At 62.6% G+C, this 15896-nt stretch carries 11 protein-coding genes; 9 read left to right on the top strand and 2 right to left on the bottom strand.

The window, feature by feature from the left end:
- Nucleotides 1-65: 65 nt before the first annotated feature.
- Entirely contained in the window at nt 66-1622 is a 1557-nt protein-coding gene (locus ACL9RJ_RS27455) for a sigma-54-dependent phenylalanine hydroxylase transcriptional regulator PhhR (protein ID WP_017124464.1), read from the top strand.
- A gap of 91 nt (nt 1623-1713) precedes the next feature.
- Here ACL9RJ_RS27455 and ACL9RJ_RS27460 read toward each other — a convergent pair whose 3' ends face one another.
- Together ACL9RJ_RS27460 and ACL9RJ_RS27465 are read right to left on the bottom strand one after the other, a co-directional pair.
- On the bottom strand, nt 1714-2436 hold the full coding sequence (locus ACL9RJ_RS27460; protein ID WP_017124463.1) for a TylF/MycF/NovP-related O-methyltransferase: 723 nt from the start codon (nt 2434-2436) through the stop codon (nt 1714-1716).
- The gene (locus ACL9RJ_RS27465) at nt 2433-3299 is read right to left on the bottom strand and encodes a hypothetical protein (protein WP_017124462.1); all 867 of its coding nucleotides are present in this window, start codon (nt 3297-3299) and stop codon (nt 2433-2435) included. Before ACL9RJ_RS27465 ends, ACL9RJ_RS27460 begins: the two co-directional genes overlap by 4 nt.
- A 327-nt stretch (nt 3300-3626) precedes the next feature.
- On the opposite strand from ACL9RJ_RS27465, the gene ACL9RJ_RS27470 reads away from it, so the two are divergent.
- The 8 genes from ACL9RJ_RS27470 to ACL9RJ_RS27505 all read left to right on the top strand — a co-directional run bounded on the left by ACL9RJ_RS27470 (nt 3627) and on the right by ACL9RJ_RS27505 (nt 15737).
- Nucleotides 3627-4367, top strand: coding sequence for a flagellar basal body rod protein FlgF (locus ACL9RJ_RS27470; RefSeq protein ID WP_042934632.1), 741 nt, complete (start codon nt 3627-3629; stop codon nt 4365-4367).
- A gap of 46 nt (nt 4368-4413) precedes the next feature.
- Complete coding sequence (flgG, locus tag ACL9RJ_RS27475; protein WP_042934631.1) at nt 4414-5199, top strand: flagellar basal-body rod protein FlgG; 786 nt, start codon at nt 4414-4416, stop codon at nt 5197-5199.
- 53 nt (nt 5200-5252) lie between these two features.
- The gene (gene flgH, locus ACL9RJ_RS27480; protein WP_042934630.1) at nt 5253-5948 is read left to right on the top strand and encodes a flagellar basal body L-ring protein FlgH; all 696 of its coding nucleotides are present in this window, start codon (nt 5253-5255) and stop codon (nt 5946-5948) included.
- A 12-nt stretch (nt 5949-5960) separates the two neighbouring features.
- On the top strand, nt 5961-7070 hold the full coding sequence (locus ACL9RJ_RS27485; RefSeq protein WP_042934662.1) for a flagellar basal body P-ring protein FlgI: 1110 nt from the start codon (nt 5961-5963) through the stop codon (nt 7068-7070).
- Nucleotides 7071-7083: 13 nt separating this feature from the next.
- A complete protein-coding gene (gene flgJ, locus ACL9RJ_RS27490) occupies nt 7084-8358 on the top strand; it encodes a flagellar assembly peptidoglycan hydrolase FlgJ (protein WP_042934661.1) in 1275 nt (424 codons plus the stop codon).
- A gap of 10 nt (nt 8359-8368) precedes the next feature.
- Entirely contained in the window at nt 8369-10429 is a 2061-nt protein-coding gene (flgK, locus tag ACL9RJ_RS27495) for a flagellar hook-associated protein FlgK (RefSeq protein WP_017124456.1), read from the top strand.
- A 13-nt stretch (nt 10430-10442) separates the two neighbouring features.
- A complete protein-coding gene (locus ACL9RJ_RS27500) occupies nt 10443-12020 on the top strand; it encodes a flagellar hook-associated protein 3 (RefSeq protein ID WP_017124455.1) in 1578 nt (525 codons plus the stop codon).
- Nucleotides 12021-12140: 120 nt separating this feature from the next.
- Nucleotides 12141-15737 carry a glycosyltransferase gene (locus ACL9RJ_RS27505; protein WP_017124454.1) on the top strand — a complete coding sequence of 1199 codons (3597 nt, stop codon included), beginning with the start codon at nt 12141-12143 and terminating at the stop codon, nt 15735-15737.
- Nucleotides 15738-15896: the final 159 nt, after the last annotated feature.

The following is a 15896-nucleotide window of genomic DNA, read 5'->3' on the forward strand; positions in this document are numbered from 1 at the left end:
AATTGCCTGGAATCGGGCGGAAGAACCCCCGCGATGCAGTCCCGACCACCTTCCTGGGTCTTTCCATGCGTATCAAAGTGCATTGCCAGAACCGCATCGGCATCCTTCGCGACATTCTCAACCTGCTGGTGGACTACGGCATCAACGTGGCCCGGGGCGAGGTCGGCGGTGACCAGGGCAATGCCATCTACCTGCATTGCCCGAACCTGATCAATCTGCAGTTCCAGGCCCTGCGGCCGAAGTTCGAGACCATCGCCGGTGTGTTTGGTGTGAAGCGGGTCGGCTTGATGCCCAGCGAGCGCCGGCATATGGAACTCAACGCGCTGCTGGGGGCGCTGGAGTTCCCGGTGCTGTCCATCGACATGGGCGGCTCGATCGTCGCGGCGAACCGGGCGGCGGCCCAACTGCTCGGCGTGCGGGTCGACGAGGTGCCGGGGATTGCCTTGTCCCGCTATGCGCCGGATTTCGACCTGCCGGAACTGGTGCGGGCCAACAAGTCGCGGATCAATGGCCTGCGGGTCAAGGTCAAGGGTGACATCTTTCTGGCGGATATCGCCCCCCTGCAATCGGAACATGACGACAGCGAGGCGATGGCCGGCGCGGTGTTGACGCTGCACCGGGCCGATCAGTTGGGGGAGCGGATCTATAACGTGCGCAAGCAGGAGTTGCGTGGATTCGACAGTATCTTCCAGAGCTCGCGGGTAATGGCGGCGGTGGTGCGCGAAGCCCGGCGCATGGCGCCGCTGGATGCGCCGCTGTTGATCGAGGGCGAGACCGGTACCGGCAAGGAACTGCTGGCGCGCGCCTGTCACCTGGCCAGTCCGCGAGGCCAGGCACCGTTGATGGCGCTCAATTGCGCGGGGTTGCCGGAGTCGATGGCCGAGACCGAGCTGTTCGGCTATGGGCCTGGCGCCTTCGAGGGCGCACGCGCGGAAGGCAAGCTCGGGCTGTTGGAACTGACGGCCGGCGGCACGCTGTTTCTTGATGGCGTCGGCGAGATGAGCCCGCGCCTGCAGGTCAAGCTGCTGCGCTTTCTGCAAGATGGCGGTTTCCGCCGGGTCGGCAGCGACGAAGAGGTTTATCTCGATGTGCGGGTGATCTGCGCCACCCAGGTCGACCTGTCGGAACTGTGCGCCCGGGGCGAGTTTCGCCAGGACCTGTATCACCGTCTCAATGTGCTGTCGCTGCACATCCCGCCCCTGCGCGAATGCCTGGACGGACTGACGCCCCTGGTGGAGCACTTCCTCGACCAGGCCAGCCGGCAGATCGGTTGCCCGTTGCCGAAACTGGCACCGGCGGCCATGGAGCGCCTGAGTCATTACCACTGGCCGGGAAACGTCCGGCAATTGGAGAACGTGCTGTTCCAGGCGGTTTCGCTGTGTGACGGCGGTTTGGTCAAGGTCGAGCATATCCGCCTGCCGGACTACGGCGTACGCCAGCCCCTGGGGGACTTTTCCCTGGAGGGCGGGTTGGACGAGATTGTCGGGCGGTTCGAGAAGGCGGTGCTGGAGCGCCTGTATTCGGAGCATCCGAGCAGTCGTTTGCTGGGCAAGCGGCTGGGGGTTTCCCATACCACCATTGCCAACAAGCTGAAGGCCCATGACGTTGGCAAGCACGAGTAGGCCGGTGTGGGGGCGAAGCTTTCAGCAGCCTCGGGGGGGGGGCTCTCTCGCGAAGCCGCTCCGCCCCACACCAATCAGATCCTCATGTCGATCAGATGTGGAAGTAACCCACGCATGAGTCAAACGGCAGGCGCTTGAGTTCGATCTTGTTCATGTCGAACACTTCGCGCAGCGCCTTGGTTTCGCCCGGGAAGTTGCGGTAGGCGACTTCGTCGAGAACCACGATGGCGCCCTTTGGCATGTACGGCAGGAAGGTTTCCAGCGCGACCTTGGTCGGCTCGTACAGGTCGGTGTCGAGGATCAGCATGGCCACTACCAGGTCCGGACGGGTCTTGACGAACTCCGGCACGGTCTTGCAGATGTCGCCTTTCACCAGTTCGCAGCGTGGGATGCGATTGACCGGGCGCAGCAGGTCGTTGGCATTGATCATGTCCTGGATCAGCGACTGGTCGGTATCGGAGAACATGGTCTCGTTGATATCGGCCGGGTCTTCGTCCTTGTTGATGCTGGTGAAGCCTTCGAAAGTGTCGAAACCGACGATCGAGCGGTTGATCGCGTAGGGTTCGAGGATCATCGACAGGTGCATGTAGAGCATCAGCGAGTTGCCCTTGTACACGCCGCACTCGACGATCGCGCCAGGGATATCCATGACCTTCTTGAACAGCTCCATGCGCGATAAGGCGGCGGTCACGTTGATGCGGTTGGCGAAGACGAACGGTGCATCGGCCACATACTCGGCATCGACCCGCTTGAGTACACCGGCACGGGTTTCGTTGTATTCGGCTTCGGCAGGCGTGAGGCGGCGCTTGGTCATTGGTAGATTCCTTGGAAATTCGAGAAGTCGTGGGCGTGGAAGTAATCTTTGAAGCCGGCCCCGACGTCCGGGCAGGCGCTGTCGACGTTCGGCGCGCCGCGCTTGTGCAGCAGGTCGTCGAGGTGCATCAGGCGGAAGTCCACGCTGAAGCGGGTCTGCTCGGTGTAGTTGGGCACGGTGCCGTGCAGGTGGGAGCCGGAGAAGGTCAGCATCTCGCCGGTGTTGCCGGCAATCCGGACTTCCGACGAACCGTCGATATCGCCCAGTGGCACGGGGTGCACGCGGACCTCTTCGGTCAGGTTGTCCTTGGCCTTGTGACGCTGGTTGTTGATCCAGTCGTTCAGGCTCCAGTCCTTCGAGGTGTTCAGCACCGGCTTGTCGAAGTAGGCGGCGTTGATCATCATCGTCTGTTCCGGCGCGATGGTGTAGACCGGCATCCAGGTGTTGATCTGGCAGTCGACGCTGCCATACCAGGTATCGCGGTGCGGCTTGTAGGCGTAGCTGACACCGGCGTGCAGGTAATTGTAATTGGGGACGACCCGCAGGCGCGGAACGTCAAAAATGTATTCGCGCGGGTCGAGGCCGATCTCATGGATGAAACCGAGGATCAGGTCCTTGACGCGCTGGCTGTTGGTGAACTGGCCCTTGAGGCGGGTCACCCGGCTGACGAACTCTGCGACGGCCATCATCTTGTGCAGCGACTGGTGATCGGTTTCACCGTCGAACGCTGCCGTGATGCTTTCCTTGGCGAAGCCACAGAGTTCCCTGGTCGCCGCCAGTTGGGTGTCCAGGAATACCGATCCTGAATAGATGGCTTCTTTGAAGTCGGCCTTTTTCTGTAGCTGGTTGATGTACAGGTTCACGGTAGCCCTCCTGAATACTCTGGCTGATCTAGGTGTCGGCAGCACCTTGGCAAACTGAAATCAGTCACTTGCTGCTGGGGCTTGCAAGGTCCGTTCCCGATTGGCGCTTTAATGCTTGATCGATGTGTAACCCGACTGATACTTGCCGCCAGCGGCATAACTCCGCCGTTTTTTCGTCTCTAGCCGGCATGCGCAAAACCCATGTTTGTTGCCCGGGCCCCGGCCCTGTTGGGTTGTGTTGTTCAAAAAACAAGTTGGTGCAGAAATTGCTAGGGCTCTCGCAGTACAGCGGTGGGCGGCAAACGTCCGTCAGAAAGAGGAAAGACTGTGGACAAGTACCTTTACGTGGCAATGACCGGCGCCAGCCAGAATGCTCTGGCGCAAAAGGCTCATGCCAACAATCTGGCGAACATCTCTACCAGCGGCTTTCAGCGTGACCTGGAACAGGCCCGCTCGATGCCGGTGTTCGGTGACGTCTTTCCGGCGCGTGCGTTTGCCATGTCCGAGCGGCCGGCAACCGACTTCTCTCCGGGCGCGATGCAGGAAACCGGTCGTGACCTGGACGTGGCCGTGGGCGGCGACGGCTGGGTGGCGGTGCAGGCTCCCGACGGCAGCGAAGGCTACGTGCGTACCGCGAGCATGAATATTGACGCGCTGGGCGTATTGCGCGCCGGCAACGGCATGCCGGTGATGGGCAATGCCGGGCCGATCGCCGTGCCGCCCGAGTCGAAGATCGAAGTGGGCGAGGATGGCACCATCAGTATCCGCGCCATGGGTGAGGGCCCGCGTGTGGTGGCGGTGGTCGACCGCATCAAGCTGGTCAACCCGGACCTGAAGAACATGACCAAGGGCCTGGACGGGATGATCCATACCAAGGACGGCCAGCCGGCGGTGGTCGATGCCAACGTCAAGCTGGTCTCCGGTTTCCTCGAGGCGAGCAACGTCAATGCCGTCGAGGAAATGACCTCGGTGCTGGCCTTGTCCAAGCAATTCGAGCTGCATATCAAAATGATGAACACCGCCAAAGACGATGACCAGGCAATGGCTCGGGTCTTGCAGATCAGCTAATCACCACAACGTAGCGCCGTAAAACAGGCGCGCGAAGGAGAACAGAATGCTTCCGGCACTATGGGTTGCAAAAACAGGTTTGGCGGCGCAAGACACCAACCTGACCACCATTTCCAACAACCTGGCCAACGTCTCGACCACCGGCTTCAAACGTGATCGCGCCGAATTCCAGGACCTGCTGTACCAGATCAAGCGTCAGCCTGGCGCCCAGTCGACCCAGGACAGCGAACTGCCGTCCGGCCTGCAACTGGGTACCGGTGTGCGCATCGTCGGCACGCAGAAGAACTTCGCCGCCGGCAGCCTGCAGACCACCGACCAGCCGCTGGACATGGCGGTCAACGGACGCGGTTTCTTCCAGATCCTGCAGCCGGACGGCACCACGGCCTACACCCGTGACGGTACCTTCCACCTGGACAACAACGGCCAGATCGTCACCGCCAGCGGCTTTGCCCTGGAGCCGGCGATCGTGATCCCGAACAACGCCCAGACCTTCACCGTGGGCAAGGACGGCACTGTATCGATCACCGTTGCTGGCAACCCGGCTTCGCAAGTGATCGGCAACCTGCAGACCGCCGACTTCATCAACCCCGCCGGCCTGCAGGCCGTGGGCGGCAACCTGTTCCTGGAAACCGCCGCCAGCGGCGCGCCACAGGTCGGTACGCCGGGGCTCAACGGTTTCGGTACCACCGAGCAGAGCACCCTGGAAACCTCGAACGTCAGCACTGTGGAAGAGATGGTCAACATGATCACCACCCAGCGTGCCTACGAAATGAACTCCAAGGTGATTTCCACCGCCGACCAGATGCTCTCGTTCGTCGCGCAGAATCTGTAATCAAGTCTATGAGGCGGCCTGAGGGTCGCCTGCAACACCGTGAGGTAAGGGTCATGAATCGGTTGTTTTCTGTTCTCGCGCTGAGTGGGATTGCTGCGCTGGCAGGGTGCGTGAGTCCGCCGCCCAAGCCCAACGACCCCTACTATGCGCCGGTGTTGCCGCGCACCCCGTTGCCGGCGGCAGCGAACAACGGTTCGATCTACCAGGCCGGTTTCGAGCAGAACCTGTATGGCGACCGCAAGGCATTCCGGGTCGGTGACATCATCACCATCACCCTGAACGAGGCGACCCAGGCGAGCAAGAACGCCAACTCCAACCTGTCGAAGAAAAGCGCCACCAACATCGGCCTGACCTCGCTGTTTGGCAGCACCCCCAATACCAACAACCCGTTGGGCAGCGGTGACCTGAGCCTGAACGCCGGCTACAGCGGCACCCGTGCCACCGACGGTACTTCCAAGGCCGGCCAGAGCAACAGCCTGACCGGTTCGATCACCGTCACCGTGGCCGACGTATTGCCCAACGGCATCATCGCGGTACGCGGCGAGAAGTGGATGACCCTCAACACCGGCGACGAGCTGGTGCGGATTGCCGGCCTGGTCCGGGCCGACGACATCGCCACCGATAACACCGTACCGTCCACCCGGGTGGCCGATGCGCGCATCACCTATTCGGGGACCGGCTCCTTCGCCGATACGAGCCAGCCGGGTTGGTTCGACCGTTTCTTCCTCAGCCCGCTCTGGCCTTTCTAGGTGCCGATGACCATGTTCAACTTCAAGCATCTGATGGCGGCTGTGCTGCTGATGTCCACCGCCTTCGGTGTCCAGGCCGAGCGGTTGAAGGACATCGCCAGCATTTCCGGCGTGCGTTCCAACCAGTTGATCGGTTATGGCCTGGTGGTCGGCCTCAACGGTACGGGTGACCAGACCACCCAGACCCCGTTCACCCTGCAGACCTTCAACAACATGCTGTCGCAGTTCGGCATCAAGGTGCCGCCGGGTTCCGGCAACGTGCAGTTGAAGAACGTCGCGGCGGTCTCGGTCAGTGCCGACCTGCCGGCTTTCGCCAAGCCGGGCCAGGTGGTGGACATCACCGTTTCTTCCATCGGCAACTCCAAGAGCCTGCGCGGCGGTACCTTGCTGCTGACGCCGCTGAAGGGGATCGACGGCAACGTCTACGCCATCGCCCAGGGCAACCTGGTGGTGGGTGGTTTCGACGCCGAGGGCCGTGACGGCTCGAAGATCACCGTCAACGTTCCGTCGGCCGGTCGTATTCCCGGCGGTGCCTCCGTCGAACGTGCGGTACCGAGTGGTTTCAACCAGGGCAACAGCCTGACCCTGAACCTCAACCGCTCCGACTTCACCACGGCCAAGCGCATTGTCGACAAGATCAACGACATGCTCGGCCCTGGCGTGGCACAAGCCATCGATGGCGGCTCGATTCGTGTCACCGCGCCACTGGATCCGAGCCAGCGTGTCGACTACCTGTCGATCCTGGAAAACCTCGAGGTCGATCCGGGGCAGGCGGTGGCGAAGGTCATCATCAACTCGCGCACCGGCACCATCGTGATCGGCCAGAACGTCAAGGTCTCGCCGGCGGCGGTGACCCACGGCAGCCTGACGGTGACCATCACCGAGGACCCGATCGTCAGCCAGCCGGGCCCGCTGTCCAATGGCACCACGGCCGTGGTCCCACGCTCGCGGGTCAATGCCCAGCAGGAAGCCAAGCCGATGTTCAAGTTCGGCCCTGGCACGACCCTGGACGAAATCGTCCGGGCGGTGAACCAGGTGGGAGCGGCGCCGGGCGACCTGATGGCGATCCTCGAAGCCTTGAAACAGGCCGGCGCGCTGCAAGCCGACCTGATTGTGATCTGAGGCCGTTTCCATGGTGGATATTCGCAAGAGCGGGATCGTCAGTACCAGCGACTCGGGGGCCTATACCGACCTCAATCGCCTGAACAACCTGAAGGTCGGCGATCGCAACAGCGACGGCAACCTGCGCAAGGTCGCGCAGGAATTCGAGTCGCTGTTTCTCAGCCAGATGCTCAAGTCCATGCGTTCGGCCACCGAAGTGCTGGGCCAGGACAATCCGCTCAATACCCCGGCGGCCAAGCAGTACCAGGAAATGTATGACCAGCAACTGGCGGTGACCATGTCCCGCCAGGGTGGTGGTATCGGTCTGGCCGATGTCTTGATGCGCCAGATGTCCAAGGAAAAATCCTCGCGGCCGTCCGACAGCGGGCTCAAGGCCGGACCGCCCGCGGACGCGCTCGAGAAGCCGGTCGAGACACCGATTGCCGCGGGCACCGCGACGGCGACGCCGGGTTCGCCGTTCGTGCGTTCCAACGGCCAGCATGTGTTGTGGGCGTCGCGGGTCGGCACGCAGAACACTGCCGACGGCACGATGCGCAACGATGTCGCCAAGCTCAACGCGCGACGCCTGGCATTGCCGAGCAAGTTGGCGGATCGCCTGCTGGCCGGGCTCGTCCCGTCGGTGGATGGCGCCCAGGCCGCGCAGGCCAGGAATGTCCTGCCGCAACGCACGCCTGCCGCTGGCGCTGGCGATGGCGTGGTCAATGGCGACTGGCTGGCCATGCCGACCGGGACCATGCAGGTCTACGGGCGTGCCGTGGCCCAGCCACCGCTGGCACCGGCCAAGCGGGCGTTCAGTTCCCAGGATGAATTTGTCGCCACCATGCTGCCCATGGCGCAGCAGGCGGCCCAGCGCATCGGTGTCGATCCGCGTTACCTGGTGGCCCAGGCGGCCCTGGAAACCGGTTGGGGCAAGTCGGTCATGCGCCAGCAGGACGGCAGCAGCAGTCATAACCTGTTCGGCATCAAGACCGGTAGCAGCTGGCAGGGGCCGCAGGCCCGGGCGATCACCAGCGAATTCAGGAATGGGCAGATGGTCAAGGAGACGGCGGACTTCCGTTCCTACGCGTCCTACCAGGACAGCTTCCACGATCTGGTGACGATGCTGCAAAGCAACAATCGCTATCAAGATGTGCTGAAGTCGGCCGATAACCCAGAACAGTTTGTACGTGAGCTGCAAAAGGCCGGGTATGCAACCGACCCGGACTACGCCAGCAAGATTTCGCAAATAGCAAAAACGATGAAGAGCTACCAGAACTACGCTGCGGCGGGCGCTTCCACGAATTTATAAGGTCTGAATCATGAGTCTGCTCAATATCGGGATGACGGGGTTGAACGCGGCCAGCTCGGCTCTATCGACTACCGGCAACAACATTGCCAACGTTGATACCGCCGGTTATTCGCGTCAGCAAACCGTGCAGAGCTCCGCGGCCTCGCAGAAGTACGGCAGCGTCTTCATCGGCACCGGGACCACCCTGGCCGATGTGCGCCGGGTCTACAGTTCGTACCTGGAATCGCAGCTGCATACCGCGACCTCGCTCAACAGCGATACCTCGTCGTACCTGGCCCAGGTCACGCCGACCGACTCGATGCTGTCCGACACCAACACCGGCATGACCGCTTCCCTGCAGAAGTTCTTCACTTCCCTGCAGGCGGTCTCGGCTTCGCCGACCGACGATCCGTCCCGTCAGACCGCGCTGAGCAGTGCCAAGGCCCTGAGTGACAAGTTCAACACCATCGCCAAGCAGCTCAACGACCAGAACACCGGGATCAACACCAACCTGGCGGACATGGCCGACCAGGTGAACAAGCTGGCGTCGAGCATCGCCAGCTACAACGACCAGATTTCCAGGATTTCCCCGTCCGCCGGCGCGCCCAACGACCTGATGGACAAGCGCAACGAGGCCGTCCGCCAGTTGTCCGAGCTGGTCGGCACCTCGGTGACCGAGCGTGGCTCCAACTACGACGTCTACCTCGCCAACGGCCAGCCGCTGGTCATGGGCAACAGCACCAATACCATTTCGGCCGTGCCGAGCAAGGACGACCCGAGCCGTTCCTCGCTGCAACTGAACCGTGCCTCGAGCACCATCGATATCACCGACTCGGTGACCGGTGGCGAAATGGGCGGCCTGATCCGTTATCGCAACGAAGTGCTGAACCCGGCGCTGAACGAACTGGGGCGCGTGGCGCTGGTCGTCGCCGACCAGATGAACAAGCAGAACGCCCAGGGTATCGACAAGAACGGTAACTTCGGTTCGGCGATCTTCAACGACATCAACAGTGCGGCCCTGGTCAGCCAGCGCAGCATCGCCAAGTCGACCAACAATCCGGCGTCCGGCAACCTGAACGTGAATATCAGCGACACCGGCGCGCTGACCACCTACGACTACCAGGTGACCTTCACCAGCGGCACGAACTACTCGGTCAAGCGTTCCGACGGCACCGACATGGGCAGTTTCAGCACGGCGACCACGCCGCCGCCGGTCATCGATGGCTTCACCCTCAATCCCAACAGCGCCACGGCGATGACCGCGGGTGACAGCTTCAAGATCACCCCGACCCGCAGCGGCGCCAGCGATATCCAGACGGTGATGACCGATTCGAAGACCATCGCCGCTGCCGCGCCCCTGACCGGCGTGACCAGTGCCAACAACGGCGGGACTTATACCCAGCCGACCCTGGTCGACCAGTTGGGCACCAGCAATGCAACCAACAACGCGCAGTTGCAGGACGCCATCAAATACGGGCTGCCGGCCAAGATCGTCTTCGGTGCTCCGGGTACCGGGGCCGCTGCGGGCACCCAGAGCTACACGCTGACCGACGCCAAGGGCAATGTCATGGGCACCGGTACCATCGTACCGGGCCAGAACAACACCCTGAACCTGAAGGTCAACATGGTGGACGCCTCGGGCAACCCGGTGATGGACACCACTGTCACGCCCAACGTGCAGAAGACCTTCACGGTCCAGACCACGGTGGGCGGCAATCCGAAAGCTGGCGAAAGCTTCACCATGTCCATGACCGGCGCGGGTTCCTCGGACAACCGCAACAGCACCGCCCTGGTCGGTCTGCAGACCAAGAAAACCGTCGACACCAGCACCGCGAGCGGCGGCATCAGCCTGTCGGACGCCTATGGCAAGCTGGTTTCCAATGTCGGCACCAAGGCGGCCACGGCGAAGTCGGACAGCGATGCGACCACCACGGTACTGACCAACGCCAAGGGCGCGCGCGATTCCCTGTCCGGGGTCAACCTCGACGAAGAAACCGGCAACCTGGTCAAGTACCAGCAGTACTACACCGCCTCGTCGCAGATCATCAAGGCGGCGCAGGAAACTTTCAGCACGCTGATCAACAGTCTTTAAGGAGTCGTAATTCATGCGCATTTCCACCGCCCAGTATTACGAAACGACCGCTGCCAACTATCAGCGTGGCTACAACGACACCCTCAAGAGCGCCGCCGAGGCCAGCAGCCTGACCAAGGTCAACACCGCTGCCGATGATCCGGTTGGCGCCGCACGGTTGCTGCAACTGGGCCAGCAAAGCGCGGCGCTGACGCAGTACGGGACCAACGCTTCCGCACTCAAGACCCAATACAGTCAGACCGAAACGGCGCTGGATTCGATCCAGACGGCGATGCAGCGCGCCCGTGAGCTGGCGGTGGCCGCCAACACCGGCAGCAAGACCGATGCCGACCGCAAGGCCGCGGCCCAGGAGCTGGGGCAGTTGCAGCAGACGATTCTCGGGCTGATGAACAGCCAGGACTCCAACGGCAACTACCTGTTTGGCGGTTCGAAGACCAACACCGCGCCGTATACCGCGAACGCGGACGGCACCTACAGCTACAATGGTGACCAGTCCACCTTGAGCCTGCAGGTCGGCGACAACTTGTCGCTGGGCAGCAATATTACCGGTTGGGAGGCTTTCCAGCAGTCCATCAACACCGCACGAACCAATGTCACCATGACCGCCCCGGCGGTGGACGATGGTCGCGTGAGCTTGTCCAACGGCCAGGTCAGCAACAGTGCGACCTATGATTCCAAGTTCGCCGCGGGCCAGCCCTACACCGTGACTTTCCTCAGCAGCACGCAGTTGAAGATCACCGACGCCAGCGGCAACGACGTGACCTCGGAGGCCAGTCAGAACGGCGTCATCAGCAACAGCAACGGCGCCAACCAGTCGGTGAACTTCCGTGGCATCGACCTGGGCCTGAACATCAACCTGAAGTCCGGTGATGTCCCGGACACCGTGATTGCCGGCCACACCTTCACGTTGGCGGTACAACCGGATACCTTCAATACCTCGCGTAGCCCGGGCAACACCTCGACCTCGGTGATCACCGGTGCGACCACCACCAACCAGGCGGCCTACGCCAGTACTTTCCCGAATGGTGGGGCAATCATCAAGTTTGGTGCCGGTGGGGCCTATGACCTGTATGCCGCGCCGATCTCGGCGGACAGCAAACCGGTCTCCTCGGGCACCATGCCCGCGCTGCCTGCCGCGCAGACGATAACGGCAGCCGGTGTCACCTTCACCTTCAGTGGGGCGGCCAATACGGGCGATCAGTTCATCGTCCAACCCAACGATCACCAGACCCAGAATATCCTCGACACCCTGGGCTCGATGATCAATGCCCTCAATACCCCGAGCGACGGCATTCCGACGGCCCAGCAGAAGCAGTTGGCAACGATGAATGCGGGGATCAGTAACATCGACAGCGCGATGAACCAGGTGGGCAGTGCGACGACCACTGTCGGTACGCGTGGGTCGGCGATGGATGTACAGGCAGCGACCAACGAAAGCCTCACCCTGGCCAACACCAGCAGCCAGCAGGCGATCAGGGACTCCGATCCGGCCGAGGTGATGACCCGCCTCACCTTGCAGCAGACCATGCTGCAGGCCGCTCAACTGGCCTTCAGCAAAATCAGCCAGCTGGGCCTGTTCAACAAGATCTAGGAATCATAATCGGGCGCGCAAGCGCCCGATTGCTGTCTCCCTCGAATACCCGCCGCTGTGGCCAGCGGCTCCAGGGACGCTGCCGTCGCAGGCGCGCTCCCGTCGCTTGAGAGTCCCGCCGTGAACACCACCCCCCTTGTCAGTCTCGTCATCCCCGCTTCCAACCCACGGTTCTTTCCCCGGGCCCTGGGCGGCGCCTTGACGCAGAGTTATGCCAACCTGGAAATCATCGTGTGCGATGACAGTCCGGGCGATGAGATCGAGAAGGCGGTAGAGGCGCTGAGCGAACGGACCGGCAAGGCCGTGCGTTATGTGCGCAATCCGCAGCCGCTGGGTTATATCGGCAATCTGCAGGCGTGCCTGGACCTGGCCACGGGTGAGTACATCAAGTTCCTGCTGGACGACGATCAACTGCTGCCCGGGATTATCGAGCAGCAGGCCCAGGTCTTTATCGATCATGCAGAGGCCAACCTGGTATTGGCACAGCGCTTCTACTGGGATGCCGACGATCTCCAATTGCCTTCGCGCCTGGAGAACAGCACCCTGTCGCCGGTTTCCGGGCTGTTCAAGGCCGAAGACCTGCTGGCCATCTGCGAGAACTTCCCGGTCAACTTTTTCGGCGGCCTGACTTGCGCGCTGTTTCGTCGGGACGATCTGCTCGAGTTGCTGCCGGCCCTGACCCAGCCCGGGCATTGTTTTGTCGCGTCCCTCGACCTGGCGCTGTATATCTGCCTGTTCCGGCGTGGCAGCCTGGCTGTATTGAACAATGTACTGAGCATCGAGCGCCTGTACCCCGAGCGGATCAATCGCCAGCAGGCGATGAAGGATGCCGCCGCCACGGAAATGCAGTGGCTGCTGCAAATGCTCAAGGCCCGTAGCGGCGAGAAGGCTCCGGCCCCGGGCTGGGTACGCTACGTGCCCCTGGCAACGGCCGGGGTCCTGCCGCGGGTCTGGGAAGAGCTGCCCCTGAGCCGGACCCTCGGCACCCGGCAGACCACCCAGCACTGGCGCGTCGGTATCGCCAGCGAAAGCTTCGCCCAGCTCTACGCCGAATGGCTGGCGTGCCGCACCCTGACCGAGCCTCAGCGCAAGTTGTTGCCGGATACGCTGAGCACCTGGCCCTGGCAGCCGAAGATCGTGCCCGTGGTGATTGACGAGCCGGGCGGTAGCGCCGATCTGGAAATGACCCTGCACAGCCTCGCACAGCAGCTCTACGCACCCCAGCTGACGTTGGTCCTGTCCAGTGCCTGTACCGAGGCCACGCTGGACGGCCGGGTGTTTCGCCTGCCTCTGGAGGAGGACTGGCGCCAGCAGGTGAACGGGTTGTTGGCGCAGCTCGATGAAGCCCACTGGTTCTATCTGTTGCGTGCCGGTGACCGCCTGCCCGAGCCGGCCTTGCTGGTGCTGGCCGAGCGTATCGTGATTTCGCCGAATGCCCGCTGTATCTACAGCGACGAGGGCGGCCTGTTGGCCGGTGAATCGACGGAGCCGGTGTTCAAGCCGGATTTCAACCTCGATCTCATGCGCAGCTACCCCTATGTCGGGCGTGCCCTGGCGTTCCAGCGCGAAGCTTTTCTGGCCCATGGTGGTTTCGACGTGCGCTGCGCCGAACTGGCGCCCCACGACGTGCTGTGGCGGATGGTCGAAAGCGACGGCACGCGGGCGGTGGAGCATATTGCCGAGATTCAGCTGGAGTCGGCGTTTTCCCTGTCCCGATGGTTGTCCTTGCCCGAACTGGTCGAGCTCAACCCGTATGTCGTGCAGGCGCACCTGGAGCGACTGGGGGTCGAGCATGAGGTCCGCCCCGGTGAGGGGCGACTGCTCAATCGTATCGACTACCACTACCCGTCGCGGCCGCTGGTGTCGATCATCATTGTCAGCAAGGACCAGTGCGCAGCCTTGCAGCGCTGTGTCGAAAGCCTGCTGGAAAAGACTCTCTACACCGAATACGAACTGTTGCTGGTGGACAATGGCAGCGAAGGTGCCGAAGCGCAGGCCTGGTTGGCCGGCATGGCGCAATTGGGCAGTGACCGCCTGCGCGTACTGGAGTACCTGCCACAGGGCAATGCGGCGGCGGTGCGCAACTTCGCTGCCAGTCAGGCGCGTGGCGAATACCTGGTGACGCTCAATCCCTACACCGTGATCACCCAGGGTGAGTGGCTGGACGAGTTGCTCAACCACGGCCAGCGCCCGGAAGTCGGCGTGGTCGGGGCCAAGCTGTTCAGTCCCGACGGACGCGTGCTGCACGCGGGCTTGATCCTCGGGCTGCGTGGCCCGGCAGGCATACCGTTCTACGGCGAGGCGATGCATGCGGCTGGTTACATGTACCGGCTGCAAGTCGTGCATGACCTGAGTGCGGTGGGCGCCGATTGCCTGATGGTCCGCAAGTCGCTGTTCGATGAGCTGGGCGGATTGAATGAACAGCAGTTCGGCCAGTCCCTCAACGAAGTCGACCTGTGTCTGCGGGTCGGCCAGAGCGGTCACCTGGTGGTCTGGACGCCCCATGCGCAGTTGGCCCTGGGCGCGCAACCGGCGGTACAGCTGGAGGCCGAGCAGCAGCAACAGCGCGCCCTGGAAGAAGAGACGTTCTACAAGCGCTGGCTGCCCGTTGTCGCCCGCGATCCGGCCTACAATCCCAGCCTGACGCTGGACAGCCTGGGCGGCTCCAGCTTCAGCCTGGAGCCGGGCCTGCGCACGGGCTGGAGTGCCTTCTCCGGGCGTTATCTGCCACGGATCATGGCATTGCCGGTAAATGCCTCGGCCATCGGCCATTACCGCGTCACCCAGCCGCTGATCGAGCTGGAAGCGGCGGGGCGGGCAGTGGGGAAGACGTATTACAACTTGCCTTCGATTATCGAGGTCGAGCGTCAGTCTCCTGACGTTATCGTTCTGCAGGGTCGCTACGCCGCGCAACCGATTGATGAAATCACCGGTCTGAAGACCTACAGCCAGGCCCGCCGTATCTATGAGCTGGATGACTATGTCATCAGCGTGCCGCGCAAGAACGGACATATTCGCAACCTGCCCGACCAGGACGAAATGGAGCGCCTGGTGCGTCGCGGCATCGGCATGTGCGATCGGGTGGTGGTCTCCACCGCACCCCTGGCGGACGCCTTGTCTTCCATGCACAGCGATATCCGGGTGGTGCCGAACATGCTGGCCACGCACCTGTGGAACGGCTTGCGCAGCCAGCGCCGGACCTCAAAAAAACCGCGGGTGGGTTGGGGCGGAGGGACCAGTCACGCCGGCGACCTAGCGATCATCGCCGACGTCGTGAAGGAACTGGCCAATGAGGTGGATTGGGTCTTCTTCGGCATGTGCCCCGATGATCTGCGCCCCTATATGCATGAGTTCCACGGGGTGATCGACCTGGCGATCTACCCGGCGAAGCTGGCCAGCCTGAACCTCGACCTGGCGCTGGCACCCCTCGAGTTCCACATCTTCAACGACTGCAAGAGCAACCTGCGTCTGCTGGAGTATGGCGCCTGTGGTTATCCGGTGATCTGCACCGATACCAAGGCCTATACCGGGTATCTGCCGTGCACGAAGATCAAGACCAACACCACGGACGAGTGGCTGCAGGCGATTCGCATGCACCTGGCCGATCCCGATGCCAGCTACCGCATGGGCGATGAGTTGCGTGAGATCGTGCTGCGGGACTACATGCTGCGTGGCGACAACCTGCGCTACTGGGAAAACGGCTGGCTGGCCGACTGATTCGTGTCCCCGATGTATTGCGCCGGCTCCGTCCGCGGAGCTGGCGCGTTTCCTGCAAGTCCCCCTTCATATCGCCATAAATCGTGCATTTGGCGGCACGGCCAATCGGCCCTGAGCCATTGCGAACGATTTGACCCGGCAGTCTGGGAAGTCCCACAG

The organism is Pseudomonas sp. Mn2068, from assembly GCF_049319725.1.
Taxonomy (GTDB): Bacteria; Pseudomonadota; Gammaproteobacteria; order Pseudomonadales; family Pseudomonadaceae; genus Aquipseudomonas; species Aquipseudomonas gingeri.

What these genes read in the sequence shown, in the direction of transcription:
- ACL9RJ_RS27500 (WP_017124455.1), top strand. Translation starts at nt 10,443, where the DNA reads ATGCGCATTTCCACCGCCCAGTATTACGAAACGACCGCTGCCAACTAT.
- ACL9RJ_RS27455 (WP_017124464.1), top strand. Translation starts at nt 66, where the DNA reads ATGCGTATCAAAGTGCATTGCCAGAACCGCATCGGCATCCTTCGCGAC.
- flgG (WP_042934631.1), top strand. Translation starts at nt 4,414, where the DNA reads ATGCTTCCGGCACTATGGGTTGCAAAAACAGGTTTGGCGGCGCAAGAC.
- ACL9RJ_RS27460 (WP_017124463.1), bottom strand. Translation starts at nt 2,436, where the DNA reads ATGACCAAGCGCCGCCTCACGCCTGCCGAAGCCGAATACAACGAAACC.
- flgH (WP_042934630.1), top strand. Translation starts at nt 5,253, where the DNA reads ATGAATCGGTTGTTTTCTGTTCTCGCGCTGAGTGGGATTGCTGCGCTG.
- ACL9RJ_RS27485 (WP_042934662.1), top strand. Translation starts at nt 5,961, where the DNA reads ATGTTCAACTTCAAGCATCTGATGGCGGCTGTGCTGCTGATGTCCACC.
- flgK (WP_017124456.1), top strand. Translation starts at nt 8,369, where the DNA reads ATGAGTCTGCTCAATATCGGGATGACGGGGTTGAACGCGGCCAGCTCG.